This window comes from Pseudomonas urmiensis, assembly GCF_014268815.2.
Lineage (GTDB): Bacteria > Pseudomonadota > Gammaproteobacteria > Pseudomonadales > Pseudomonadaceae > Aquipseudomonas > Aquipseudomonas urmiensis.
In genome coordinates, this window is sequence record NZ_JABWRE020000002.1 from 85,291 (window position 1) to 109,063 (window position 23,773).

23 protein-coding genes are annotated in these 23,773 nt (G+C 63.3%); 16 read left to right on the forward strand and 7 right to left on the reverse strand.

From position 1 onward, the window contains the following. The first annotated feature begins 213 nt into the window (after positions 1–213). The 12 genes from HU737_RS25540 (at position 214) to HU737_RS25595 (ending at position 13,198) form a co-directional block, all read left to right on the forward strand. The gene (locus HU737_RS25540) at positions 214–603 is read left to right on the forward strand and encodes a DUF2946 domain-containing protein (protein ID WP_186555553.1); all 390 of its coding nucleotides are present in this window, start codon (positions 214–216) and stop codon (positions 601–603) included. Between the two features lie 49 nt (positions 604–652). Beyond that, the gene (locus HU737_RS25545) at positions 653–1,135 is read left to right on the forward strand and encodes a copper chaperone PCu(A)C (RefSeq protein ID WP_186555554.1); all 483 of its coding nucleotides are present in this window, start codon (positions 653–655) and stop codon (positions 1,133–1,135) included. Positions 1,136–1,154: 19 nt separating this feature from the next. Beyond that, complete coding sequence (locus HU737_RS25550) at positions 1,155–1,592, forward strand: DUF2946 domain-containing protein (protein WP_186555555.1); 438 nt, start codon at positions 1,155–1,157, stop codon at positions 1,590–1,592. A gap of 66 nt (positions 1,593–1,658) precedes the next feature. Continuing rightward, positions 1,659–3,725 carry a TonB-dependent copper receptor gene (locus HU737_RS25555; RefSeq protein WP_186555556.1) on the forward strand — a complete coding sequence of 689 codons (2,067 nt, stop codon included), beginning with the start codon at positions 1,659–1,661 and terminating at the stop codon, positions 3,723–3,725. Positions 3,726–3,782: 57 nt separating this feature from the next. After that, positions 3,783–5,147 carry a PepSY-associated TM helix domain-containing protein gene (locus tag HU737_RS25560; protein WP_186555557.1) on the forward strand — a complete coding sequence of 455 codons (1,365 nt, stop codon included), beginning with the start codon at positions 3,783–3,785 and terminating at the stop codon, positions 5,145–5,147. 194 nt (positions 5,148–5,341) lie between these two features. Next, positions 5,342–6,754 (forward strand): D-serine/D-alanine/glycine transporter, encoded by a 1,413-nt coding sequence (gene cycA / locus HU737_RS25565; protein ID WP_186555558.1) that lies wholly within the window; start codon positions 5,342–5,344, stop codon positions 6,752–6,754. 308 nt (positions 6,755–7,062) lie between these two features. After that, positions 7,063–8,328, forward strand: a complete 1,266-nt coding sequence (gene urtA, locus HU737_RS25570) for an urea ABC transporter substrate-binding protein (protein ID WP_186555559.1) — start codon at positions 7,063–7,065, stop codon at positions 8,326–8,328. A gap of 138 nt (positions 8,329–8,466) precedes the next feature. Beyond that, positions 8,467–9,954 (forward strand): urea ABC transporter permease subunit UrtB, encoded by a 1,488-nt coding sequence (gene urtB / locus HU737_RS25575; RefSeq protein ID WP_186555560.1) that lies wholly within the window; start codon positions 8,467–8,469, stop codon positions 9,952–9,954. 7 nt (positions 9,955–9,961) lie between these two features. Continuing rightward, positions 9,962–10,987, forward strand: coding sequence for an urea ABC transporter permease subunit UrtC (gene urtC, locus HU737_RS25580; RefSeq protein ID WP_186555653.1), 1,026 nt, complete (start codon positions 9,962–9,964; stop codon positions 10,985–10,987). Beyond that, positions 10,984–11,841 carry an urea ABC transporter ATP-binding protein UrtD gene (urtD, locus tag HU737_RS25585; RefSeq protein ID WP_186555561.1) on the forward strand — a complete coding sequence of 286 codons (858 nt, stop codon included), beginning with the start codon at positions 10,984–10,986 and terminating at the stop codon, positions 11,839–11,841. The genes urtC and urtD overlap by 4 nt, the downstream gene beginning before the upstream one ends. A 110-nt stretch (positions 11,842–11,951) precedes the next feature. Then, positions 11,952–12,650: an urea ABC transporter ATP-binding subunit UrtE gene (gene urtE, locus HU737_RS25590; protein ID WP_186555562.1), complete on the forward strand. Its 699-nt coding sequence runs from the start codon at positions 11,952–11,954 to the stop codon at positions 12,648–12,650. 32 nt (positions 12,651–12,682) lie between these two features. Continuing rightward, a complete protein-coding gene (locus HU737_RS25595; RefSeq protein WP_186555563.1) occupies positions 12,683–13,198 on the forward strand; it encodes a GNAT family N-acetyltransferase in 516 nt (171 codons plus the stop codon). Positions 13,199–13,294: 96 nt separating this feature from the next. On the opposite strand, the gene HU737_RS25600 is transcribed toward HU737_RS25595, so the two are convergent. Both HU737_RS25600 and cbpA read right to left on the reverse strand, forming a co-directional pair. Next, the gene (locus HU737_RS25600) at positions 13,295–13,600 is read right to left on the reverse strand and encodes a chaperone modulator CbpM (protein WP_186555564.1); all 306 of its coding nucleotides are present in this window, start codon (positions 13,598–13,600) and stop codon (positions 13,295–13,297) included. A 2-nt stretch (positions 13,601–13,602) separates the two neighbouring features. After that, positions 13,603–14,568 (reverse strand): curved DNA-binding protein, encoded by a 966-nt coding sequence (gene cbpA / locus HU737_RS25605; RefSeq protein ID WP_186555565.1) that lies wholly within the window; start codon positions 14,566–14,568, stop codon positions 13,603–13,605. Positions 14,569–14,731: 163 nt separating this feature from the next. On the opposite strand from cbpA, the gene HU737_RS25610 reads away from it, so the two are divergent. Beyond that, positions 14,732–16,003 carry an Hsp70 family protein gene (locus HU737_RS25610; RefSeq protein WP_186555566.1) on the forward strand — a complete coding sequence of 424 codons (1,272 nt, stop codon included), beginning with the start codon at positions 14,732–14,734 and terminating at the stop codon, positions 16,001–16,003. Between the two features lie 221 nt (positions 16,004–16,224). Here HU737_RS25610 and HU737_RS25615 read toward each other — a convergent pair whose 3' ends face one another. The 3 genes from HU737_RS25615 to HU737_RS25625 form a co-directional block, all read right to left on the reverse strand. Further along, positions 16,225–17,232 (reverse strand): AI-2E family transporter, encoded by a 1,008-nt coding sequence (locus HU737_RS25615; protein ID WP_186555567.1) that lies wholly within the window; start codon positions 17,230–17,232, stop codon positions 16,225–16,227. Between the two features lie 71 nt (positions 17,233–17,303). Further along, the gene (locus tag HU737_RS25620) at positions 17,304–17,576 is read right to left on the reverse strand and encodes a PsiF family protein (RefSeq protein ID WP_186555568.1); all 273 of its coding nucleotides are present in this window, start codon (positions 17,574–17,576) and stop codon (positions 17,304–17,306) included. Positions 17,577–17,650: 74 nt separating this feature from the next. Then, positions 17,651–18,436 (reverse strand): AraC family transcriptional regulator, encoded by a 786-nt coding sequence (locus tag HU737_RS25625; RefSeq protein ID WP_186555569.1) that lies wholly within the window; start codon positions 18,434–18,436, stop codon positions 17,651–17,653. A gap of 165 nt (positions 18,437–18,601) precedes the next feature. Between HU737_RS25625 and HU737_RS25630 the strand changes: the two genes are divergently transcribed. Next, positions 18,602–19,495 (forward strand): DMT family transporter, encoded by an 894-nt coding sequence (locus HU737_RS25630; protein ID WP_186555570.1) that lies wholly within the window; start codon positions 18,602–18,604, stop codon positions 19,493–19,495. Here the strand turns inward: HU737_RS25630 and HU737_RS25635 are convergent. Then, on the reverse strand, positions 19,476–20,366 hold the full coding sequence (locus tag HU737_RS25635; RefSeq protein WP_186555571.1) for an esterase/lipase family protein: 891 nt from the start codon (positions 20,364–20,366) through the stop codon (positions 19,476–19,478). The genes HU737_RS25630 and HU737_RS25635 overlap by 20 nt on opposite strands. A gap of 121 nt (positions 20,367–20,487) precedes the next feature. On the opposite strand from HU737_RS25635, the gene osmE reads away from it, so the two are divergent. Then, positions 20,488–20,829, forward strand: a complete 342-nt coding sequence (gene osmE / locus HU737_RS25640; protein WP_186555572.1) for an osmotically-inducible lipoprotein OsmE — start codon at positions 20,488–20,490, stop codon at positions 20,827–20,829. Between the two features lie 43 nt (positions 20,830–20,872). Continuing rightward, positions 20,873–21,403, forward strand: a complete 531-nt coding sequence (locus tag HU737_RS25645) for a ferritin-like domain-containing protein (RefSeq protein WP_186555573.1) — start codon at positions 20,873–20,875, stop codon at positions 21,401–21,403. A 103-nt stretch (positions 21,404–21,506) separates the two neighbouring features. Here the strand turns inward: HU737_RS25645 and HU737_RS25650 are convergent, their stop codons facing one another. Beyond that, positions 21,507–23,570 carry an AsmA family protein gene (locus HU737_RS25650; protein WP_186555574.1) on the reverse strand — a complete coding sequence of 688 codons (2,064 nt, stop codon included), beginning with the start codon at positions 23,568–23,570 and terminating at the stop codon, positions 21,507–21,509. Between the last annotated feature and the right edge of the window lie 203 nt (positions 23,571–23,773).

Genomic DNA, 23,773 nt, shown 5'->3' on the forward strand with positions numbered 1-23,773 from the left:
CATCGAGCGCAAGATCAATGCGAGACCTGTGGGAGCGGGTTAACCCGCGAAGGGCCGCGCTGCGGCCCCAAAGCAAACGACACCGACTGGAAGGTATCGGGCCTGCTGATAAGGCAACACTCACCTCATGCCTGCGGCACTTCACCGCACCCCGGCATTTTTACCTATACTCCGCCGTACAATACCCGCCACGATTCCTGACCGGATCTCTCCATGCCCCCACGTCGGCACATCGCCTGGATAGCCTGCCTTGCAGTGCTGTTCAATTTGCTGGCCATGCCGCTGTCATCGGCCGCGCCCAAGAGCGCGACCGAGCAGCTGCTGTGGGGGGCTTTCTGTTCCAGCATGGGCGCCAAAGCCAAGCTCGATGTAAAGGCCCTGGCCAAGATCGATCTCGGCGATCAAGGCGACGCGCACGCCAACATGCAGCACTGCTGGTGCTGCTCGGGCGCAGCGCCGCTACTGGCCCTACCCGGCCAGCCGCCACAGTTGCACAGCCCGGCGCACCTGAGCATTGGCCAACTACCCAACCTCGCCCGCTATCAACCTACGCCTCGCCAGCTCTGGCCGGCGTTAAACCCGCGTGCCTCTCCGCTGGCCTGAGTTCTCGACGCTATCGCCCTGAACCTGCACAGATCGGAGATCTCATTCCATGCTCAAGCAAGCCCTCGTCCTGGCCGCCCTGCTGTTGCCCGGCGCCTTCGCCAACGCCCATGAATACTCCCAGGGCGACCTGCACATCGCCCACCCGTGGTCGCTGGAACTGCCGCCCAACGCGCCCAACGTGGCGGCCTATTTCGTCGTGCACAACAACGGCAAGCAGGATGATCGCCTGCTCAGCGTCGCCAGCCCGATCAGCGATGATGCGCAACTGCACGAGCACGCCAAGACCGCCGAAGGCCTGATGAAAATGCAGCAGGTGCCCAGCGTGGCGATCCCGGCAGGCCAGGACCTGGTATTCGCCCCCAGCGCCTACCACGTGATGCTCATGCAGCCCAAGGACCGCAGCCTGCTCAGCGACGGCAAACGCTTCCCGCTGACCCTGCACTTCGAAAAGGCCGGTGACATCACCGTGCAGGTCGCGGTGCAGAAACAACCACCGACCGACCAGCCAGAGCACCAGCACGCGCACTGATCGCTGACAGGCACTCGCCATGAGCGTGCTGCGCGAACGGACCATCCGCCGTACCACCCGCCCTGATCGCAGGCGCGCCGGTGGCGGCTGGCTGAGCCTGTTCGCCATGTGGATGATCTTCATCGGCCCACTGGTTTCCCAGTCGATGCCGATGGATCACCACGCCGGCATGAATATGCCGATGGACATGAGCATGTCCGCCGGCCACAGCCATGCCGACGCCGGGCACCATGGCCATGGCAGCGATGGCGAGCTGCACGCGCTGTGGGAAAAATGCGGCTATTGCAGCCTGCTGTTCAACTGCCCAGCCTTGCCGCAAACCTTCAGTCCGCTCAACGCCAGTAGTACCCCGCCCGCCCCACCCCTGCATGCGCTTACCCGCCAGGGCCACGCCGGTCAGGCCGTCTTCCCTGGTGCGCGCAGTCGCGCTCCGCCCTTCTTGTCGATCGACGTCTGAACACCTATTGACCGCACGGAGCCAGGAGGCTTCGCGCCCACTCATGACTGATCGACTGGAATCATTATGTCCGGCTGCACCCCTGTTTTTGCCCTGTCCCTGCGCGGGACCATCGCCGTGCTCTGCGGCTCGCTGCTGGCCCCCCTGGCGCTGGCGGCCGAGCCCGGCCACCAAGGCCATGAGCACGATTCTGCCGAGCTCAGCCCGACGGTAATCACCGCTGTCGCGCCCAGCTCGCCGCTGACCATCGTCACCAACCCCAAGGACCCACGCCAGCCAGTACCGGCCAGCGACGGCGCCGATTACCTGAAGACCATCCCGGGCTTCTCGGCGATTCGCTCCGGTGGCACCAATGGCGATCCGGTGTTGCGCGGCATGTTCGGCTCGCGCCTGAACATCCTCACCAACGGCGGCGTGATGCTCGGCGCCTGCCCCAACCGAATGGACGCCCCGACCTCCTACATTTCGCCGGAAACCTACGACCGCCTGACCGTGATCAAAGGCCCGCAAAGCGTGATCTGGGGGCCGGGCGGTTCGGCGGGGACCATCCTCTTCGAACGCGAGCCGGAACGCTTCGGCACGCTCGGCAGCCGGGTCAACGCCAGCCTGCTGGCCGGTTCCAACGGCCGCTTCGACAAAGTCCTCGACGCAGCTGCCGGCAACAGCCAGGCCTATGCGCGCTTTGTCGGCAACCAATCGCGCTCCGACGACTATCAAGACGGCAACGGCGACAGCGTGCCCTCGCGCTGGGACAAGTGGAACGGCGACCTCACCCTCGGCTGGACCCCGGACGCCGACACCCTGCTCGAACTCACCGCCGGCAAGGGCGATGGCGAGGCGCGCTACGCCGGACGTGGCATGGACGGCTCGCAGTTCAAGCGCGAAAGCCTCGGCTTGCGTTTCGAGAAATCCAACCTCGGCGAGGTGCTCGACAAGATCGAGGCGCAGGTCTACTACAACTACGCCGACCACGTGATGGACAACTACAGCCTGCGCACACCGTCAGGCAGCGGCATGATGGGCATGCCGATGGTCAGCAACGTCGACCGTCGCACCCTGGGCGCGCGGATCAAGGCCACTTGGCGCTGGGCCGATGTGCAGTTGATCAGCGGCATCGATGCCCAGACCAACGAGCACCGCAAGCGCGGCGGCATGGGCGTCGATGCGCACAAGGGCCAGTCATGGACCAAGGATGCCGACTTCCATAACTATGGGCTGTTCAGCGAACTGACCTGGTACGCCACAGGCGCTGACCGTCTGATTACCGGTGCGCGCCTGGACCGCGCCTCTGCCCGCGATTTCCGCCAGACCAGCGCCACCGGCGGCGACACCCGCGCCGACACCCTGCCCAGCGGTTTCGTGCGCTATGAGCATGATCTGGCGGCGCTTTCGGCAACCACTTACATCGGCCTCGGCCATGCCCAGCGCTTCCCCGATTACTGGGAGCTGTTCTCGCCCAAGCAAGGCCCGGCCGGTGCAGCCAATGCCTTTGACGGCATCAAGCCGGAGAAGACCACCCAGCTCGATTTCGGTATCCAGTACCGCGACGAGCGCATGGAGGCCTGGGCCTCGGGCTATGTCGGGCAGATCCGCGACTACATCCTGTTCGACTACCGCACCGGCATGATGGGCATGAGCACCTCCCAGGCGCAGAACATCGACGCTCGGATCATGGGCGGCGAACTTGGCGCAGCCTACAAGCTGTCGGAAAACTGGAAAGCCGACGCGACCCTGGCCTACGCTTGGGGCAAGAACAGCAGTGATGGCAAAGCGCTGCCACAGATGCCGCCCCTGGAAAGCCGCCTGGGCCTGACCTACAGCCAGGACAAGTGGAGCACTGGGGCGTTGTGGCGACTGGTGGCGGCGCAGAATCGCATCGCCGAAAACCAAGGCAACGTGGTCGGCAAGGACTACGAAAAAAGCGCAGGCTTTGGGGTGTTCTCGCTCAATGGTGCCTACAAGGTGAACAACAACCTCAAGCTCAGCGCGGGCGTCGACAACCTGTTCGACAAAGCCTACGCCGAGCACTTGAACCTGGCCGGGAACGCCGGGTTCGGCTATCCGGCCAGCGATCCACAGCCGGTTAGCGAGCCAGGCCGGACCTTCTGGACCAAGGTCGATATCAGCTTCTGACAACAACAATGGGCGCGGCTACGGACGCGCCCTTTCACCTTGCCGATGGGAGGTTCCATGAGCGGACCACGCATTTCCTTCTATAACCTGGCTTGGCGCTGGCATTTCTACGCCGGGCTGTTCGTCGCGCCATTCATGATCCTGCTGGCGATCACCGGGATCATCTACCTGTTCAAGCCACAGCTCGACCCGCTGATGTACCGCGAGCTGATGGTGGTCGAGGCCGGTCATCACCGCCAAGACGCCGACACCCTGCTCAGCCAGGTGCACCAGGCCTACCCGCAGGGGCATGTGGCCCAATACCTGCCCCCACTCAACGCCGAGCGCAGCGCGCAGTTCGTGGTGCATGACGGCGGCCGCGAACTGAACGTGTTCGTCGACCCATACAGCGCCAAGGTGCTCGGTGAGCAAGACGCCAAGCAGAACCTGCAAGCCGTGGCCCGCGCCCTGCACGGCGAGCTGATGGTCGGCACCGTGGGCGATCGCCTGGTGGAGCTGGCGGCTGGCTGGGGCATCGTCCTGGTCGTGTCGGGGCTGTACCTGTGGTGGCCGCGCGGGCGCAACAGTGCCGGTGTGCTGTGGCCACGCCTGTCTGCCCGCGGCCGGGTGCTGTGGCGCGACCTGCATGCGGTCAGTGGCTTCTGGGGCTCGGCGCTGCTGCTGTTGATGCTGCTCAGCGGCATGACCTGGACCGGCCTGTGGGGCAAGCAGTATGCCGATTTGTGGAATCGCTTCCCGGCTGCCATGTGGAATGACGTGCCCACGTCGGACCAACAAGCTCGCGTGCTCAACCAGGCGCATCGCCAGACCGTGCCTTGGGCGATGGAGAACACGCCCATGCCGCAGTCCGGCGCGCATGCCGAACATGCTGGCCATCACATGATGTCGAGCGCCCCGGCCGCGCCGCAGGTCAGCCTGCAGCAGGTTGAGGACATCGCCACCCATCGCCAGGTCGAGCCTGGCTACAGCATCACCCTGCCGACCACTGCCGATGGCGTGTTCACCCTGGCGGTGTTCGCTGATGATCCGCGTAACGACGCCACCCTGCATGTCGACCAGTACACCGGCAAGGTGCTGGCGGATGTGCGCTGGCAGGACTACAGCCCAGTCGCCCGGGCCACCGAGCTTGGGGTGATGCTGCATGAGGGCAAGATGTTCGGGGCGCTGAACCAGATCATCATTTTGCTGGTGTGCCTGATGATTCTGCTGGGCTCGGTCAGTGGCCTGGTGATGTGGTGGAAACGCCGGCCGACGGGTGGGCTGGGGGTACCGCCGTTGCGTCATGACCTGCCGCGCTGGAAGACGGCGACGGTGGTGATGCTGGTGCTGGGCGTGGCGTTCCCGCTGGTGGGGGTGTCGATGCTGGTGATGTGGATGGTCGATAGCCTGGTGGTGCGGCGCAGGGTGATGGCTAGGGCCTGATTCTGAACTGATGGCCTCATCGCGGGGCAAGCCCGCTCCCACGAAGCATTTGCAATTCGTGGCAGCGCGCTTGCCCCGCGATGAGGACAAAAACAGCACAGATGTCGTGTCGATCTGTCGCGCCCCGAATTGGGACGCGCGTGTTAGCCTACTCGGCTCGCACAAAAAGACTGACCCTCAATGGAATGCAGCCAATGACCCGGACCTCCTCCACGCCTGCTGATGACCAGCATCTACAACGCAACCTGACCAACCGCCACATCCAATTGATCGCCATCGGCGGCGCGATCGGCACCGGCCTGTTCATGGGCTCGGGCAAGACCATCAGCCTCGCCGGCCCGTCGATCATCTTCGTCTACATGATCATCGGCTTCATGCTGTTCTTCGTCATGCGGGCGATGGGCGAGCTGCTGCTGTCGAACCTCAACTACAAATCCTTCATCGACTTCTCGGCCGACCTGCTCGGGCCTTGGGCCGGCTACTTCACCGGTTGGACCTACTGGTTTTGCTGGGTGGTCACGGGTATCGCCGACGTCGTCGCCATTGCCGCCTATTCACAGTTCTGGTTCCCTGACCTGCCCCAGTGGATACCGGCGCTGACCTGCGTGGCGCTGCTGCTGTCGCTGAACCTGGTCACCGTGAAGATGTTCGGCGAGCTTGAGTTCTGGTTCGCCATGATCAAGATCGTCGCCATCCTCGGCCTGGTCGCCACTGGCCTGTACATGGTCATCACCGGCTTCGAATCGCCGAGCGGGCGCACCGCGCAACTGGCCAACCTGTGGAACGACGGCGGGATGTTCCCGCATGGCCTGATGGGTTTCTTCGCCGGCTTCCAGATCGCCGTGTTCGCCTTCGTCGGCATCGAGCTGGTGGGCACCACTGCCGCCGAAGCCAAGGACCCGCAACGCACCCTGCCACGGGCGATCAACTCGATCCCGATCCGCATCATCGTGTTCTACGTGCTGGCGCTGATCGCGATCATGGCCGTCACGCCATGGCGCGACGTAGTGCCGGGCAAGAGCCCGTTCGTTGAGTTGTTCGTGCTGGCGGGCCTGCCGGCAGCGGCGAGCATCATCAACTTCGTGGTGCTGACCTCGGCGGCCTCCTCAGCCAACAGCGGCGTGTTCTCCACCAGCCGCATGCTGTTCGGCTTGGCCCAGGAGGGCGATGCGCCCAAGGCGTTCGAGAAACTCTCGCGTCGCGCGGTACCGGCCAATGGTCTGTTGTTCTCGTGCACCTGCCTGCTGCTGGGGGCGGTGTTGATCTACGTGATCCCTGATGTGGTCGAGGCGTTCACCCTGGTCACGACCGTATCGGCGCTACTGTTCATGTTCGTCTGGACGCTGATCCTGCTGTCGTACCTGAAGTACCGCGTCCAGCGCGCGGCGCTGCACCAGGCTTCGACCTACAAGATGCCGGGCGGGCGCTTCATGTGCTACGTGTGCCTGGTGTTCTTCGCCGGCATCCTGGTGCTGCTGGCCCTGGAAGACGACACGCGCAAGGCGTTGATCGTGACGCCGTTGTGGTTCGTGATCCTGGCGGTGACTTATCAGTTCGTGCGTAGCCGTCGTCATCCGCGCGCGGCTGTCAGCAACGCGCAAGACTGAAAGCCTGTGGGGCCGCTGTGCGGCCCTTCGCGGCGGTTCGGCGTCCTGGCAAGCCCGCTCCCACAGGGATAGCGCGCACCTGTTAGGGCGGGCTTGTCAGGACGCCGAACCGCCGCGAAGGGCCGCACAGCGGCCCCAATCCTGTGCACGCAGGGCCTACTGGCACCAAGCTGGACCTCATTTCTCCACCCCCACCTCTGCAAGCCCCGAAAAACGGCGGCTTTGCCGTGTCCAAAAACTGGGCACACCCCTTGCACATGCCCTCTCCCGGGTTGCCAACACCATAAAAAACTCAACGGAGAGAGCACATGAAGCGTCGCAGTCTGATCAAGGCTTTTACCCTCAGCGCATCGATTGCGGCGATGGGCCTTAGCTGGAGCATCCAGGCCGCCGAGACCATCAAGGTCGGCATCCTGCATTCGCTGTCCGGGACCATGGCGATTTCCGAGACCTCGCTCAAGGACATGGCCTTGATGACCATCGAGCAGATCAACGCCAAGGGCGGGGTCAATGGCAAGCTGCTCGAACCGGTGGTGGTCGACCCGGCGTCCAACTGGCCGCTGTTCGCCGAGAAGAGCCGCCAGTTGCTGACCCAGGACAAGGTGGCGGTGGTGTTCGGCTGCTGGACCTCGGTGTCGCGCAAGTCGGTGCTGCCAGTGTTCGAAGAGCTCAACGGCCTGCTGTTCTACCCGGTGCAGTACGAGGGTGAAGAGATGTCGCCGAACGTGTTCTACACCGGCGCAGCACCCAACCAGCAGGCGATCCCGGCGGTCGAGTACCTGATGAGCGAAGACGGTGGCAGCGCCCAGCGCTTCTTCCTGTTGGGCACCGACTACGTCTATCCGCGCACCACCAACAAGATCCTGCGCGCCTTCCTGCACAGCAAAGGCGTGGCCGACAAGGACATCGAAGAGGTCTACACGCCGTTCGGCCATAGCGATTACCAGACCATCGTCGCCAACATCAAGAAGTTTTCCGCAGGCGGCAAGACGGCAGTGATCTCCACCGTCAACGGCGACTCCAACGTGCCGTTCTACAAAGAGCTGGCCAACCAGGGCCTGAAGGCGACCGACGTGCCGGTGGTGGCGTTCTCGGTCGGCGAAGAGGAACTGCGCGGCATCGACACCAAGCCATTGGTGGGGCATCTGGCGGCGTGGAACTACTTCGAGTCGGTGGATAACCCGGTCAACCAGAAGTTCGTCGCCGACTGGAAGGCCTATGCCAAGGCCAAGAACCTGCCGGGCGCTGACAAAGCCGTGACCAACGACCCGATGGAAGCCACCTACGTCGGTATCCATATGTGGGCGCAGGCGGCCGAGAAGGCCAAATCGACCGATGTCGACAAAGTGCGCGAGGCGCTGGCCGGACAGAGCTTCAAGGCACCGTCCGGTTTCACTTTGACCATGGACAAGACCAACCACCACCTGCACAAGCCAGTGATGATCGGCGAGATCCAGGATGACGGGCAGTTCAGCGTGGTCTGGGAGACCGAGCAGCCACTGCGGGCGCAGCCTTGGAGCCCGTTCATTCCGGGGAATGACAAGCGGCCAGATTACGCCGTGAAAGGTAACTGATTGGCTGTGGCCGCTACGCGGCCATTCGCGGGCAAGCCCGCTCCCACAGGTAACGAGCACGTTTCGAAAACCTGTGCAATCTCCGTGGGAGCGGGCTTGCCCCGCGATGAATACACCACCCTCGTCCAGGGATACCCCATGTATCGACTTCTGCTCGCCCTGCTCCTGCTGCTGCCCCTGGCAACCCAGGCCAGCGAAGGCGAATTTTTCCTCAGCGCCAAACCCGCTGAGCAGGCGCGCCTGCTCCAGGACTGGGCGGCGCAGCCAGACCCCACTCGGCTGGCCCTGCTCAGCTCGCTCAAGCAAGGCCGCATCGCGCCCGACGACACCCGCAAAGTGCGCCTGAACAACCGCTTGCGTGGGCTGATCGGCAACGCTTTGGCCAGCCACCAACTGTTCAGCGACGATGCCAGCGTGCGCCTGGCCGCTGCCAGCGAGCTGCAACGCAGCGCCCAACCAGCGCAAATGGCCTTTCTCGACCGACGCTTCGCCAGCGAACAGGACGCCGCCGTGCACGCCGCCCTCGGCCTGGCCCTGGCCAACCTGCAACTGGGCGCCAGCGAACCGGCCGTACGCCTGGCGGCGGTGCGCTTGCTCGGTGAAACCGGCGACCCCTTGGCCCGCACGCGCCTGGAGGCGCTGCTGCAGCCTGGCGCCGAAAACGATGCGGCCGTACGCACCGCGGCTGAAACCAGCCTGGCCCAGGTCAAACGCAAGTTGCTGATCGGCGAGCTGCTCGGCCAGGCCTTCAGCGGCCTGTCGCTAGGTTCGATCCTGTTGCTCGCGGCACTGGGCCTGGCGATCACCTTCGGCCTGCTCGGGGTGATCAACATGGCCCATGGCGAGATGCTCATGCTCGGCGCCTACAGCACCTACATGGTCCAGGTGCTGCTGCAGCGCTACCTGCCCGGGGCCATCGAGTTCTACCCGCTGATCGCCCTGCCTGTGGCCTTCGCCGTCAGTGCCGGGGTCGGCATGGCGCTGGAGCGCACGGTGATCCGCCATCTGTATGGCCGGCCGCTGGAAACCCTGCTGGCGACCTGGGGCATCAGCTTGATCCTGATCCAGGCGATCCGCCTGCTGTTCGGCGCGCAGAACGTCGAAGTGGCCAACCCGGCCTGGCTGTCGGGCGGCATCCAGGTGCTGCCCAACCTGGTCTTGCCCTATAACCGCCTGGTGATCATCGGCTTCGCTCTGGCTGTGGTGCTGCTGACCTGGCTGCTGCTCAATCGCACCCGTCTGGGCCTTAACGTGCGTGCGGTGACCCAAAACCGCAACATGGCCGCCTGCTGCGGCGTCTCCACAGGCCGGGTAGACATGCTCGCCTTCGGCCTCGGCTCGGGGATCGCTGGCCTTGGTGGGGTGGCCCTGAGCCAGGTCGGCAACGTCGGCCCGGATCTTGGCCAGAGCTACATCATCGACTCGTTCCTGGTGGTGGTGCTCGGCGGTGTCGGGCAACTCGCCGGTAGCCTGTGGGCCGCGTTTGGCTTGGGCATCGCCAACAAATTGCTGGAGCCGCAGATGGGTGCGGTACTGGGCAAAATCCTCATCCTTGCGCTGATCATCCTGTTCATCCAGAAGCGTCCGCAAGGCCTGTTCGCCCTCAAGGGACGGGTAATCGACTGATGAACCGCTGGCTATCGGCATCGCCGTCGTCCTGCTGTTGCTGGCCCTGCCGCTGCTGTCGCTGCTGCCGGCAGATCACCCGCTGCAGGTATCGGCCTATACCCTGACGCTGGTCGGCAAGATCCTCTGCTACGCCATCGTCGCCCTGGCCCTGGACCTGGTCTGGGGCTACGCCGGGCTGCTGTCGCTCGGCCATGGGCTGTTCTTCGCCCTGGGCGGCTACGCCATGGGCATGTACCTGATGCGCCAGGCCGCCGGCGATAGCCTGCCGGGCTTCATGATCTTCCTGTCGTGGACCGAGCTGCCCTGGTACTGGGCCGGCACCCAGCACTTCGCCTGGGCCATGTGCCTGGTGGTGCTGGCGCCGGGCCTGCTGGCGCTGGTGTTTGGTTGGTTCGCCTTCCGCTCGCGGATCAAGGGCGTGTACTTCTCGATCATGACCCAGGCGCTGACGTTCGCCGGCATGCTGCTGTTCTTCCGTAACGAGACCGGCTTTGGCGGCAACAACGGCTTTACCAGCTTTCGCACCATCCTGGGCTTCGATATCGCCGCGCAAGGCACCCGGGCGGTGTTGTTCCTGCTCACGGTCGGCTTGTTGCTGGCGAGCTTGTTCCTGTGCTGGCGGCTGACCGTGAGCAAGTTTGGCCGGCTGCTTACCGCGCTGCGTGATGCGGAAAACCGGCTGATGTTCTGCGGCTACGACCCGCGCGGCTTCAAGCTGCTGGTGTGGGTGCTCAGCGCCGTCCTGTGTGGCCTGGCCGGGGCGTTGTACGTGCCGCAGGTGGGCATCATCAACCCCAGCGAGATGTCGCCGACCAACTCCATCGAAGCCGCAGTGTGGGTCGCGTTGGGCGGGCGTGGCACGCTGATCGGGCCGCTACTCGGCGCCGGTCTGGTCAATGGCATGAAGAGTTGGTTCACCGTGGCCTTCCCGGAGTTCTGGCTGTTCTTCCTCGGTGCGCTGTTCATTGTCGTCACCCTCTACCTGCCCAAGGGTGTGGTCGGCCTGTTGAAGAAAAGGAGCCAGCCATGAAAGGCGTGCCCCCGGTACACCCCGAGTTCATGCTCGAACCGGTGTTCGATCAGTTAGGTGCTGGCCGCGATGCCATCGGCCTTGGCCAGCGCCGCGGCAAAGGCCTGGAGGTGCGCCACGGCACTGTGTTGAGCCTGGAAGACATCAGCGTCAGTTTCGATGGTTTCAAGGCGCTCAATGCACTGAACCTGTACATCGGGGTCGGCGAGCTGCGCTGCATCATCGGCCCTAACGGCGCCGGCAAGACCACCCTGATGGACGTGATCACCGGCAAGACCCGGCCGGATACCGGCACGGCGTTCTTCGGCGACACCCTCGACCTGACCCGCATGAGCGAGTACCAGATTGCCCAGGCCGGGATTGGCCGTAAGTTCCAGAAACCCACCGTGTTCGAAGCGCTGACGGTTTACGAAAATCTCGAGCTGGCGCTGAAAACCGACAAGTCGGTGTGGGCCAGCCTGGCTGCGCGGCTGTCGGGCGAGCAGCGACAGCGCATCGACGAGGTGCTCAGCACCGTGCGCCTGCTGCCGCTGGCTGCGCGCCAGGCCGGGCTGTTGTCGCATGGGCAGAAGCAGTTTCTCGAGATCGGCATGCTGCTGGTGCAGGAGCCGCAGCTGTTGCTGCTCGACGAACCGGTGGCGGGCATGACCGATGCCGAGACCGAATTCACTGCCGAGCTGTTCAAAGGCCTGGCCGGCAAGCATTCGCTGATGGTGGTGGAGCATGACATGGGCTTTGTCGGCAGCATTGCCGACCATGTCACCGTGCTGCACCAGGGCAGTGTGCTGGCCGAAGGATCGCTGGAACAGGTGCAGGCGGATGAACGGGTGATCGAGGTTTATCTAGGCCGCTGAAGCCGTTCATTTTCATTACGTGGGAGCGGGCTTGCCCCGCGATGGCGGTAGTGGATTCACCGTCGCTGTCGCGGGGCAGACCCGCTCCCACGGACATCAAGGGACTACTCATGCTGAAAATCGACACCCTGCACCAGTACTACGGCGGCAGCCACATCCTGCGCGGCCTGTCGTTCGAGGCCAAGATCGGTGAAGTCACCTGCCTGCTCGGGCGCAACGGGGTGGGCAAGACCACCCTGCTGCGCTGCCTGATGGGCCTGGTCCCGGCACGCGAAGGCAGCGTGCACTGGGAAGACAAAGCCATCACCAATCTCAAGCCACAACAACGGGTCCACGCCGGCATCGCCTACGTGCCCCAGGGCCGCGAGATCTTCCCGCGCCTGAGCGTCGAGGAAAACCTGCTGATGGGCCTGTCGCGCTTTCCGGCGCGCGAAGCCCGCGAGGTGCCGGCGTTCATCTACGAGCTGTTCCCGGTGCTGGAGCAGATGAAGCAACGCCGCGGCGGCGACCTCTCCGGTGGTCAGCAGCAACAGTTGGCCATCGGCCGCGCCCTGGCCAGCCGTCCGCGGCTGCTGATCCTCGACGAACCGACCGAGGGCATCCAGCCGTCGGTGATCAAGGAGATTGGCGCGGTGATCCGCACGCTGGCCGACCGTGGCGACATGGCCATTTTACTTGTCGAGCAGTTCTACGATTTTGCCGCCGAGCTTGCCGACCACTACCTGGTCATGGCCCGTGGCGAGATCATCCAGCAGGGGCGTGGGGAAAACATGCAGGCCGAAGGTGTGCGCGGGCTGGTAACCATTTAATCTGCACCCACTTCCCCTGCGAGACGCTTGTCATGAGTTACGAGATCCGCGATGCCCTGCCAGGCGATGTGCCGGGCATCCTCGACATCTACAACGATGCCGTGCGCAACACCACGGCGATCTGGAACGAAACCCCGGTCGACCTGGCCAACCGCCAAGCCTGGTTTGCGGCGCGGGCGCAGCAGGGCTATCCGATCCTGGTGGCGGTGGATGCCAGTGGCGTGCTGGGTTATGCGTCGTTTGGCGACTGGCGGCCGTTCGAGGGGTTTCGCTACACCGTCGAGCATTCGGTGTACGTGCGCGATGATCAGCGCGGCAAGGGCCTGGGCCCGGTGCTGATGCAGGCACTGCTGGAACGGGCCCGGGCGTGTGGCAAGCATGTGATGGTGGCCGCGATCGAGAGTGGCAATGCGGCGTCGGTGCGCCTGCATGAGCGGCTGGGGTTCGTGGTCACCGGGCAGATGGCGCAGGTGGGGGTGAAGTTTGGCCGCTGGCTGGATTTGACCTTCATGCAGCTGGTGTTGAACCCCGGCGCACAGCCACAGTAGTCGCGTACGTGGGAGCGGGCTTGCCCCGCGATAGCAGCAGTGCAATTACCCTCGCTATCGCGGGGCAAGCCCGCTCCCACGTGATACCAGATGTTTCTACAGCTGGGTGAAACGCCCCAGGCGCTGCCGGAGCATGCTGTTCTCACTGCGCAGATGCTGCACTTCTTCAAGCAGCTCCAGCGCCAGCGCTACGCCTTCCCACTCCAGCTCAAGCTGATCATGCAGCTTCACCGCACGCTTGACCGTCACCGGCGCGCGGTCGTCGAACAGCCAGTCTTCAGGCGTTCGCCCTGAAGGTTCAACAATCCCATGTTCGACGATTTCGATCACACAGTCGGCCGAAAGGTTGGCTTCCTGACAGAGGGTACGCATGTCCAGTTGAACGATCAGGGTGCTGCTCATGATCAACTACTCCATTGTGTCCTCGGATTGAACGCGGCTTTCTCGGACAGCTTGCTCCACAATTCGCGGGTCTCGGCATCCGACTGGGTCGGCATGACCACCTTGAGCTGGGCATACAAGTCACCGCGCTCGCCGTGCTTGGTCGCCAGGCCCCGGCCCTTGATCCGCAGGCGCTGGCCGCTCTGGCTGTCGGGGCGGATGGTCAGGTTGATCTTGCCGCTCAGGGTCGGCACTTCAACCTTGGCACCCAGCGCAGCCTCCCACGGCGCCAGCGGCACGGTGATGATCAGGTCATGACCTTCGACATCGAACAGCGGGTGCGGTGCCATGCGAATGGTCAGGAACAAGTCGCCATTGGCGCCGCCGCCGACACCGGGCGCGCCTTGGCCTTTGAGGCGGATACGCTCGCCGTCGGCAACACCAGCTGGAATCTTGACGTTGAGGGTCTTGGTGGTGAACCCGGTACGCTGGCCGGCGCCATTGGTCTGCGGGACCTGGAAGCTGATCTGCTTGGACTCGTTATTCAGCGTCTCTTCAAGAAAGACTGCCAGCTCCAGTTCCACGTCCTGCCCTCGCCTGCCCGCGCTACGTTGTTGTTGCTGCTGGCCACGACCGAACGGGCTGCCACTCCGGGCGCCGAAGATCGAGCTGAAGAAATCCGAGAAATCGCCGCCTTCGAAGCCACCGCCAGCACCCGCACCACCCCGGCTCTGCCAGCCAGGGGGTGCCTGGAACGGCCGGCCATGTTGGCCGCCATACTTGCGGATCTCGTCGAATTCGGCGCGTTTCTGCGCGTCGCCGAGCACTTCGTAGGCCTCGTTGGCCTCTTTGAACTTGTCCTCGGCGTCGCGCTCCTTGCTGACATCGGGGTGATACTTGCGCGCCAGCTTGCGGTACGCGGCCTTGATCGCCTTGTCGTCCGCGGTGGGCTCTACGCCGAGTATCTTGTAATAGTCTTTGAAGTCCATCTATGGATCACCAATGAGAAATTGCACGTTGCTTCTGAAGATAGGGGTCAAGCATAGCCTTTCAAGGGCAGCTTGGGGTTGCTCGAGAGCAGACGACTGGTCTTGATTCTGCTGGCCACTGGCATAAACTGCGCGGCCGTTTTGCCTCCGGAAGCTATTTTTCATGTCCGACGTATCCCCGGCCCGCGCCCTGGGCATCGACTTTGGTACCTCCAACTCCACGGTCGGCTGGCACCGCCCAGGTGCCGAATCGCTGATCGCCCTGGAAGAAGGCAAGATCACCTTGCCCTCGGTGGTCTTCTTCAATATCGAGGAGCGTCGCCCGGTATACGGCCGCCTGGCCCTGCACGAGTACCTGGAAGGCTACGAAGGGCGCTTGATGCGCTCGCTCAAGAGCCTGCTCGGCTCCAAGCTGATCAAGCATGACACCAGCGTGCTCGGCACTGCGCTGCCGTTCAAGGACCTGCTGGGGATGTTCATCGGCGAGCTGAAAAAGCGTGCCGAGGCCGCTGCCGGCCGCGAGTTCGAGCAGGTGGTACTGGGCCGTCCGGTGTTCTTCGTCGATGAAGACCCGGCTGCCGACCAGGAGGCCGAGGACACCCTGGCCGACGTCGCGCGCAAGATCGGCTTCAAGGACGTGTCGTTCCAGTACGAGCCGATCGCCGCGGCCTTCGACTATGAGTCGGGCATCGACCGCGAAGAGCTGGTGCTGATCGTCGACATCGGCGGGGGTACTTCCGACTTCTCGCTGATCCGCCTGTCGCCGGAACGTCATCTGCTGGATGAGCGCCAGAGCGACATCCTCGCCACTGGCGGTGTGCACATCGGCGGGACCGACTTCGACAAACAGCTCAGCCTGCAGGGCGTGATGCCGTTGTTTGGTTATGGCAGCCGGATGAAGAGCGGCGCCCTGATGCCGACCAGCTACCACCTGAACCTGGCGACCTGGCACACCATCAACTCGGTGTACTCGCAGAAATCGCAGCTGGCGTTGGGCAGCATGCGCTATGACATCGAAGACGCGCTGGGTATCGACCGCCTGTTCAAGGTCATCGAGCAGCGTGCCGGGCACTGGCTGGCCATGGAAGTGGAAGCCAGCAAGATCGAACTGACCGAGCAGCCGAGCCGGCGCATCGACATGCGTCGGATCGAGCCAGAGCTGGGTGTGGAGCTGACCCGGGCAGTGTTCGAGGAGGCCATCGACGGTTTGCTGGAGCGGGTACGCGGCAGTGTCAGCGAGTTGCTGAACAAGGCCGGGGTCACTGAGAGCCAGGTGGATACGGTGTTCTTTACCGGTGGTTCGAGCGGGATCCCGGCGCTGCGCAACAGCGTGGCGGCGATGCTGCCCAATGCCCGGCATGTCGAAGGCAATATCTTTGGCAGCATTGGTAGTGGTCTGGCGATCGAGGCGCGCAAGCGCTACGGAACTGTCTGAGTCATTTCGCCAGTCTGTCCCGGCCTCTTCGCGGGCAAGCCCGCTCCCACAGGTTCAGCGTTGTTCTGATGATTGCGCTGAACCAAATTTCACAGGTTCAGCGTTGTTCTGATGATTGCGCTGAGCCAAATTTCACAGGCTCAGCACCGTAGTAACCGTTGCACTGAACCCTGTGGGAGCGGGCTTGCCCGCGAAGAGGCAGGTACTGACGAACTCAACCCTCAGACCAACTCAGCCCGGCGCAACTCACTCTTCAAATAGGCGTAGTAGATCGGCCCCGCCACCACCCCCGGCAAACCAAACGCCGCCTCGAACACCAGCATGGCCAAGAGCAATTCCCACGATTTGGCACTGATCTGCCCACCTACGATCCGCGCGTTGAGGAAGTACTCGACCTTGTGGATCACGATCAGATAACCCAACGCCGCCACCGCCACCCAGATCGACAGCGACAGACCAACGATGGTGATCAAGGTGTTGGACATCAAGTTGCCGATTACCGGCAGCAACCCCAGCAGGAAGGTCAACACGATCAGGGTCTTGGTCAGCGGCAGGTGCACGCCGAACATCGGCAACACCACCGCCAGGAAGATGCCGGTGAAGAAGGTGTTGAGCAGGGAAATCTTGATCTGGGCGAAAACGATATTGCGAAACGCCTTGACCAGCAGGCTCAGACGCTCGAACAGCGCGGCGGCCAGAGGTTTGCGCCGGGAAATGTCCGGGATGCGCTGCAAGGCAATGATGGCGCCGAGAATCATGCCGATCAGCAAGGTGACGAACATGTGCGCCATGCCCTTGCCTACCAGCTGCAGCTCACCCAGATGGCTCTTGAGCCAGTCACCAATCGCCACTTTGAACTCGGCCGCACTGGCCGGCAGGTAGCCTTCGATGAACGGCGGCAACTGCCCACGGGCGCGCTCGACCAGACCTATGAACTTGTCCAACGACGCGCCAGGATTCTCCGCTTCGTGCAGCAGGAAGCTGAAAGCGCCGGCAATCAACAGGGTCAGGGTAGTGACGACCAGAGTGCCGAGCAGCGCCACGGCCAGCCAGCGCGCACGCTGCCCGGCGATCAATGGCTGCAACCTGGGGGTGAGCATGTTGACCAATTCGAAGACCAGCAGGCCGGCCAGCAGGCTCGGCAGCAACTTCAGCGGCAGCGCCAGCAGCAGGCCGGCAAACACGATGATCCAGCTGGCCAGAGTGACTTGGCGAGGGGTGAAAGTCATACAGCCTCAGGGGCAGACAGCGGAAAAGATCCGCAGTCTGCCAGCCTTCGCCCGGCAAACATAGGCGCAGGTCATTTCTTCTTCAGGCAGTCGCTCATGTAGGCCTTGCGCTCATCACCCTTGAGCGCCTTTTCGGTCGCGGTGGCGTTGCAGCTCTTCATCTTTTCCTGCTGGGTGGCTTTCAGGCATTTGCTCATGAACGCCTTGCGCTCATCGCCCTTGAGGGTTTGCTCGGTAGCCTCGGCATTGCAGGTCTTCATTTTCTCCTGCTGGGCAGTGGCGGCGAATCCCTGTGCACTGATCAACACACCCAACACCAGCAACGGCACTTGCAGCATCTTCATGGAGTGGTCTCCTTGTCTCCGCGCCCGATGCACGGACATGCGCCTGAGTGTAGCCAACAATGCCCACCCCCTGCTCAGGCCGCGCGCGCCTGCCGGCGATACTGCTGCGGCGTGCAGTGCGCCTGGCGCTGGAACATGGCGATGAACGCCGAGGCGCTGCTGTAGCCAAGATCGAAGGCGATCGACTGGATCGGCGTGCCGGCCTCCAGCGCCTCGATCGCGCGCAAGAAGCGCAAGCGCAGCCGCCATTCACCAAAGCTCATGCCCAGCTCGCGCAGAAACTGCCGGGCCAGGGTGCGCTCGCTGACATGGATACGCGCGGCCCAGTCGGCCAAGGGGCGGTTGTCGCCTGGCTCGGCGCTGAGGGCGTCGAGAATCTGGCTCAAGCCTTCGCTGCGGGCGAACGGCAGGTAGCAGGCCTGGGTCGGCGACAGGTGCAGCTGATCGAGCAGGACTTGGGTCAGGCGCAGGTCGCACTGATCCTGGGCGACCTTGAGGTCACGACGGGCAAAATCGCTGAGGATCGCCTTGAGAATGTCGCTGATCACCAGGCTACAGGGCTGCTGCGGCAAGTCGTGGCACAGGTCGCGGTGCAAATAGACCGAGCGATAGACGATGGCCTGGGGGTTGTAGCAACCATGCTCACAGCCGGGTGGCACCCACACCGCCAGATGCGGCGGTGAGATGAAGCGCTGGCCGTCGACATCCAGGTGCATCACGCCGTGGGCGGCGTAGTTGAGCTGGCCCCAGGTGTGGCGATGGGGCGCGCTGATGGTGTCGGCGCCGAATTCGTCGTAGCGAAAGTAGACCGGGGCGGGGAGCTGGTCGAACTGGGGGATGGCGAGGTATTTGCCGGTCATTGTCTGGATCTAGGGGTGGGTTGTCTGGATGCAAGTATAGGTCTGCATACAGACAGAAGGATAATGACGGTCATCGTGGGAGCGGGCTTGCCCCGCGCTAGCGGCAGTGAACTCACCACCGCAGCCTGCTCCCACGCTCGTCGTTATCCAAAGAGCCCCAGTTACATGAACTACGCATTCCCCCTCATGGCCATCCTCATCTGGGCCGGCAACACAGTAGTCACCAAACTCTCGGCCGGCGCCATCTTCCCGGCCGAGATCGGTTTCTACCGCTGGCTGCTGGCTGGCCTGTTGTTCACCCCGTTCCTGCTGCCCAAAGTCTGGCGTAATTGGCCGGCAATCCGCCCGCACCTGGGCAAGATCTTCATCCTCGGCATCCTCGGCATGGCCCTGTACCAGAGCCTGGCCTACTTCGCCGCAGAGATCACCAGCGCCACCAACATGGGCATCATTCTCTCGCTGATGCCGTTGATGTCCCTGGCCCTGTCGATCGCCTGGCTCGGCCAGCGGTTGACCTTCGGCGCACTGCTCGGGGCGCTGGTGTCCTTCGTTGGGGTCCTGGAAGTGGTGTCGGCCGGCCACCCGCTGGGGTTGCTCGACCAGGGCTTGAATCGCGGCGACCTGCTGATGCTGGTGGCGACCTTCGCCTACGCCCTGTACAGCTTCTTGCTGAAGAAGTGGCAATTGCGTTTGCCGCCGTTGCAGTTGCTGTACCTGCAAGTGCTGGTGGCGATCATCGTACTGCTGCCGCTGTTCCTGCTGTCGGCGAAAACCGGGCTCAACCCACACAACCTCAGCCTGGTGCTGTACGCCTGCGTACTGGCCTCGATGATTGCCCCACTACTGTGGATGCAGGCTGTGCATCGCCTGGGGCCGAGCCGCACGACCTTGTTCTTCAACCTGCTGCCGGTGGTGACGGCGCTGATCGCCGCCTGGGTGCTGGACGAGCAGCTGGCCGCCTATCACCTGTATGGCGGCCTGCTGACCCTGGCCGGGGTACTGCTCGCCGAGCGTTGGACCACCCCCGTACGCCGCGCCGCTACAGCCCGGCAGCCTTGAGCCGAGCGGCGTGTTCGGTGAACAGTCGCACCGGCTCGGCGCCCTTGCCGACCGCGCCCAGTGACTGGTTGACGATGTCCAGGTGATCCAGCGGATAGTCATCGCCGATCACCTGACCCAGGTGCGAGCTGTTGCGCCCGACCATGCCGTCACATTGGCCTTTCTCGCGCTCGAAGGTGCGGGCGAACAAGCGGCAGAAGCGGTTACTGCCATCGAAGCGATTACGTCCTTGATCAGTGCGCCCTGGTTGCAGGGTGCCGGACCAGGAGTAGTAGCGCACGCCATTGACTTCATATGCGCCCTCGCCACCCCACACCTCTGGCAGGCCCTGTGGATAAGCCTGGTTGAAGCGGGCCACGCCATGGTGGGTCAGCGATTGATGCGAGGCGTGCACATCGATTGGCAGTGGATCGCGGCGCCAACCGGTCTCCAGCCACACCAGCAACACCGCTAGGCCATGTAGCACGGCCTTGAGAATGCGCCCATGGGGTGAGTCGCCAGGCGCCTTATGGTCGAGATAGTCGGCCAGCTCCGAGCCATGATTGGGGCCTGCGACCGAGGTTACCGAAGCCACCCGGTCTGGCCGCTTGGCCGCCGCATAGCGGGCGCTGAGCGCACCCTGACTATGACCGATCAAGTTGACCCGCTCAGCCCCGGTGCGCTGGCAGATGTCCTCGATGATCGCCAGCAACTGCTCCCCGCGCACTTCGCTCGAATGCAGCGGCGACACCTGCACCGGGAACACCTGCGCGCCACCTTTGCGCAACGCGGCGACGATGCCAAACCAATAGGGATAGAGCAGCAGCCGCACAAAACCGAGCATTCCCGGCACCAGCACCAACGGGTAACGCGTGGCCAGATCCTGGTTCATCGCCCATCCCTCTCCATGGTCAGTCGGCCAACACTAGCGCCATGTCGATGAACATCGCAATCGAACTCCTGGCGCGTCGTGCGGTTCCAAACCAAACAGACCCTGAGCAAGGAGCGGGACCATGTACAAGCAGACCCTGGCAATCCTTCTGGCCAGCGCCACCCTGGCCGCCTGCGGCAGCCGCCCAGAGAACCCGGTCGACTACGTCACCTACCGCGATGAACCGCTGGTCAAGCAGGTCGAACACGGCATGACCATGCAGAAGGTGATTGCCATCGGCGGCAGCCCATCGAATGTCATCGATCTGCCCCATGGCGGCACCTGCAACGACTACATCCTCAACCGCGACGGCCACCAACAGCCCTACTACGTGCGTTTCGATGCCACTGGCCATGTCGATGCGAAGGGCTTCAAGACCTGCAAGCAACGAGAAGAGGACAAGGAAGCCGTGCCCGGCGCCTAAGCCCTCCTGACACCCTGACCACCCTGAATCTTCGGAGATAACCATGAGCAACGTTGAACTGACCGATGTGAAAACCCTGCGCGAGCGTGCCCGTCAGCATGTCGAGCAAGGGGCGGTGACCGAGGGCTACAGCGCTGATCGCGAGAAGATCCTGCGTGTGCTCAACGAGTCACTGGCAACCGAGCTGGTGTGTGTCCTGCGCTACAAGCGCCATTACTTCATGGCCAGTGGCATCAAGGCCAGCGTTGCTGCCGCGGAGTTTCTCGAGCACGCCAACCAAGAATCGGAGCATGCCGACAAGCTGGCTGAGCGGATCGTCCAGCTGGGCGGCGAGCCGGACTTCAATCCGGATAACCTGAGCAAGAACTCCCATGCACAGTACGTGGCGGGTAACTCGCTGAAGGAAATGGTGCTGGAAGACCTGGTGGCTGAACGCATCGCGATCGATAGCTATCGCGAGATCATTCAGTTCATTGGTGAGAGTGACCCGACTACTCGGCGGATCTTCGAGGACATCCTGGCGCAGGAAGAAGAGCACGCTGATGACATGGCGGATCTGCTCCAAGGCCTTTGATTCAAACCCTTACGTGGGAGCGGGCTTGCCCCGCGATAGCGTCGGTGAGTTCACCATCGCTATCGCGGAGCAAGCCCGCTTCCACGCATGAGTAAGATTCGCTTCACTTCTTGGCTTTGACCGCCGCCGGCGCCTTCCCAGCCCGCATCTGCTCCAGTAGCGGCGTACACTGATTGGGCACATCGCCACTCGGCGCAATCAGCGCCAGCAACCCCGCCGCAGGCCCTACAGCAAGCCCCAACGCCACCATCCCTACTCCACGCAATGCCAGCGGCACCGCCTGCACGCCAGCATTGGGTTTGGCAAACGGCCCGCGCACGTACAAGGGCGAGCGCAGCGAGAACAAGCGCACCCCTTTCGACTCCGGGGTGATCTTCAGATCCAGCTGCTCGCTGGCAAAGTTAGCCGTGCCATTGACGTAGATGATCGCGTTCTCGGTATCGAAGACGAACAGCCGGGTGGTCGCCAGGCCATCCTTGATACCGACATCCGCCGCGGCGCAGTTAATCTTCACATCCTTGTCGCCAAACAACTTGTCGACCACATAGTTACCCACGTTCAGCCCGGCGATCTCCATCAGGCTGCGGCTGATCGCGCCGTCGTTGATCAGCAGGCGCAGATCGCCGTTGGAAGTACCCAGCAGGGCCGCCACCGAATTGCCCCGGCCACTCAAGTCGGCATCGCCATTGAGCTCACCAAAGCTGGTCTGCATCGGCGCAAAGCTGGGGAACAATTGCTTGAGCTTGAAGCCCCGGGCAGTGAGCTTGGCTCGGCCCTGCAAGGGCACGCTGCGCCCGTCCAGGCGGATGTTAGAAGCCAGGTTGCCACCTGCCACGCCAAAGCGCAGCGGCTCCAGGCGCAGCACGCCGTCTTCCAGCAGGACATGGGCCGAGAGGTCGTTGAAGGGCAATTGCTCGCTGTGCACGATGCGCTTGCCGCTGAAGCTGACGTCAGCGTCCATGGCGCGCCAGCGTTCGGTGCGAAACTCTTCTACCGGCAGCACCTTGCCGGTGGGCTGCTTGCTGGCTCCGCCACGGGCCTTCTGCTCGGCGTTGGAGTCAGCGCCGATCAGCGGCGCCAGGTCCTTGAACAACAGTTGGTTGGAGACCAGCTTGCCAGTCAACTTCGGCCGCGGTTGGCTGGCGACGAAGGCCAGGTCACCATGGATGTCACTGTCGCCGATCTTGCCGTTGAAGCCTTCGTAGCTGAACCGCGCGCCTTCAGGCGCATGCAGGTTGGCAAGCAAGTGGCCGTCGGTGGAATAGGCCGGGGTATCCGGCAGGGTCACGCCGGTCAGCGGGTAGAGATTGCCCAGGCTGCTGCCCGCCAGGCGCAGGCGCAGGTCGAGCGCGCCCAGGTTGCGCGGGTCGGTGAGGGTACCGGCGAGCACTACATGGGTGTCGGCAATGCGCACATCCGCTTGCAGCGGGAACGGCTGGCTGGCGTCCTGCAGGGCCAGCAGGCCACCGATCTTGCCGGTACCGGACACCGGCTGGCCCTTGTAGCGGCCTTGCGCCTTGAGGCCGAAGGCATAATCCTGGGCGCCACCGGCTTTCTCGGCGCTGGCCTTGCCAACGATCTCGCTGAACGGGATTGGCTTGCCCAGTGGATCGATCTGCACCTTCATGCTGGTTTTCAGGGTCTGGTCATCGAAGCTGACGTTGCCCTGGTCGAAACCGATGGCGCCGATGTCCAGTACCCATTTCGACGGCTCGGCGTTTTCATCTTTCGGGCCGAAATCGAAGGTCCAGTTAGCACGGCCATCGGCCAGCCGATTGAGGCTGGCTGTGGGCTTGGTCAGGTCGATGCGCGGAATGACGATCTGCTGGAACATCAGCGGTAACGGCGAGAGGCGGAATTCGACCTTCTCCAAGCCGACCATGGTGGGCTCCTTGAGCCAGTCGGGGTTGCCCAGGGTCAGGTCTTCGGCGATGAAGTGCGGCCAGGGCACCCAGGCTCGCCAACCGCCCTCTTCAGGCTCGGTGCGCCACTGCACAGCGAGGTTGCCGTTGATCGCGAAGGGCCGGTGCAGGGCCTCGGAAACCTTCTCGTTGAGCAGCGGCTTGGCGCGATTCCAATCGAACGTGGCGATGACCACCACCAGTATCGCCAGCACGGTGATCAGGCTGGTGAAGATCCAGGTGAAGATTCTGGCAGGGCGCGTCATTGCGTAATTCTCCTGACTGCATGGCACAAGGCGGGCACGACGATGGCACTTAGTATGTCGGACTGATGAAAAGCTGCGGGGTTTAATCGAACAACCCATGATAACCAAGAATTTCCTGACTCCCCTCTCAGCTTTTGGTCTGTTCCCGGCTCGGCTGTTACCCATCGGGCCAACCATCAAATCGCCACCTCAGCCTCAGAAAC

What these genes read in the sequence shown, in the direction of transcription:
- HU737_RS25540 (WP_186555553.1), top strand. Translation starts at nt 214, where the DNA reads ATGCCCCCACGTCGGCACATCGCCTGGATAGCCTGCCTTGCAGTGCTG.
- HU737_RS25545 (WP_186555554.1), top strand. Translation starts at nt 653, where the DNA reads ATGCTCAAGCAAGCCCTCGTCCTGGCCGCCCTGCTGTTGCCCGGCGCC.
- HU737_RS25550 (WP_186555555.1), top strand. Translation starts at nt 1,155, where the DNA reads ATGAGCGTGCTGCGCGAACGGACCATCCGCCGTACCACCCGCCCTGAT.
- HU737_RS25555 (WP_186555556.1), top strand. Translation starts at nt 1,659, where the DNA reads ATGTCCGGCTGCACCCCTGTTTTTGCCCTGTCCCTGCGCGGGACCATC.
- HU737_RS25560 (WP_186555557.1), top strand. Translation starts at nt 3,783, where the DNA reads ATGAGCGGACCACGCATTTCCTTCTATAACCTGGCTTGGCGCTGGCAT.
- cycA (WP_186555558.1), top strand. Translation starts at nt 5,342, where the DNA reads ATGACCCGGACCTCCTCCACGCCTGCTGATGACCAGCATCTACAACGC.
- urtA (WP_186555559.1), top strand. Translation starts at nt 7,063, where the DNA reads ATGAAGCGTCGCAGTCTGATCAAGGCTTTTACCCTCAGCGCATCGATT.
- urtB (WP_186555560.1), top strand. Translation starts at nt 8,467, where the DNA reads ATGTATCGACTTCTGCTCGCCCTGCTCCTGCTGCTGCCCCTGGCAACC.
- urtD (WP_186555561.1), top strand. Translation starts at nt 10,984, where the DNA reads ATGAAAGGCGTGCCCCCGGTACACCCCGAGTTCATGCTCGAACCGGTG.
- urtE (WP_186555562.1), top strand. Translation starts at nt 11,952, where the DNA reads ATGCTGAAAATCGACACCCTGCACCAGTACTACGGCGGCAGCCACATC.
- HU737_RS25595 (WP_186555563.1), top strand. Translation starts at nt 12,683, where the DNA reads ATGAGTTACGAGATCCGCGATGCCCTGCCAGGCGATGTGCCGGGCATC.
- HU737_RS25600 (WP_186555564.1), bottom strand. Translation starts at nt 13,600, where the DNA reads ATGAGCAGCACCCTGATCGTTCAACTGGACATGCGTACCCTCTGTCAG.
- cbpA (WP_186555565.1), bottom strand. Translation starts at nt 14,568, where the DNA reads ATGGACTTCAAAGACTATTACAAGATACTCGGCGTAGAGCCCACCGCG.
- HU737_RS25610 (WP_186555566.1), top strand. Translation starts at nt 14,732, where the DNA reads ATGTCCGACGTATCCCCGGCCCGCGCCCTGGGCATCGACTTTGGTACC.
- HU737_RS25615 (WP_186555567.1), bottom strand. Translation starts at nt 17,232, where the DNA reads ATGACTTTCACCCCTCGCCAAGTCACTCTGGCCAGCTGGATCATCGTG.
- HU737_RS25620 (WP_186555568.1), bottom strand. Translation starts at nt 17,576, where the DNA reads ATGAAGATGCTGCAAGTGCCGTTGCTGGTGTTGGGTGTGTTGATCAGT.
- HU737_RS25625 (WP_186555569.1), bottom strand. Translation starts at nt 18,436, where the DNA reads ATGACCGGCAAATACCTCGCCATCCCCCAGTTCGACCAGCTCCCCGCC.
- HU737_RS25630 (WP_186555570.1), top strand. Translation starts at nt 18,602, where the DNA reads ATGAACTACGCATTCCCCCTCATGGCCATCCTCATCTGGGCCGGCAAC.
- HU737_RS25635 (WP_186555571.1), bottom strand. Translation starts at nt 20,366, where the DNA reads ATGAACCAGGATCTGGCCACGCGTTACCCGTTGGTGCTGGTGCCGGGA.
- osmE (WP_186555572.1), top strand. Translation starts at nt 20,488, where the DNA reads ATGTACAAGCAGACCCTGGCAATCCTTCTGGCCAGCGCCACCCTGGCC.
- HU737_RS25645 (WP_186555573.1), top strand. Translation starts at nt 20,873, where the DNA reads ATGAGCAACGTTGAACTGACCGATGTGAAAACCCTGCGCGAGCGTGCC.
- HU737_RS25650 (WP_186555574.1), bottom strand. Translation starts at nt 23,570, where the DNA reads ATGACGCGCCCTGCCAGAATCTTCACCTGGATCTTCACCAGCCTGATC.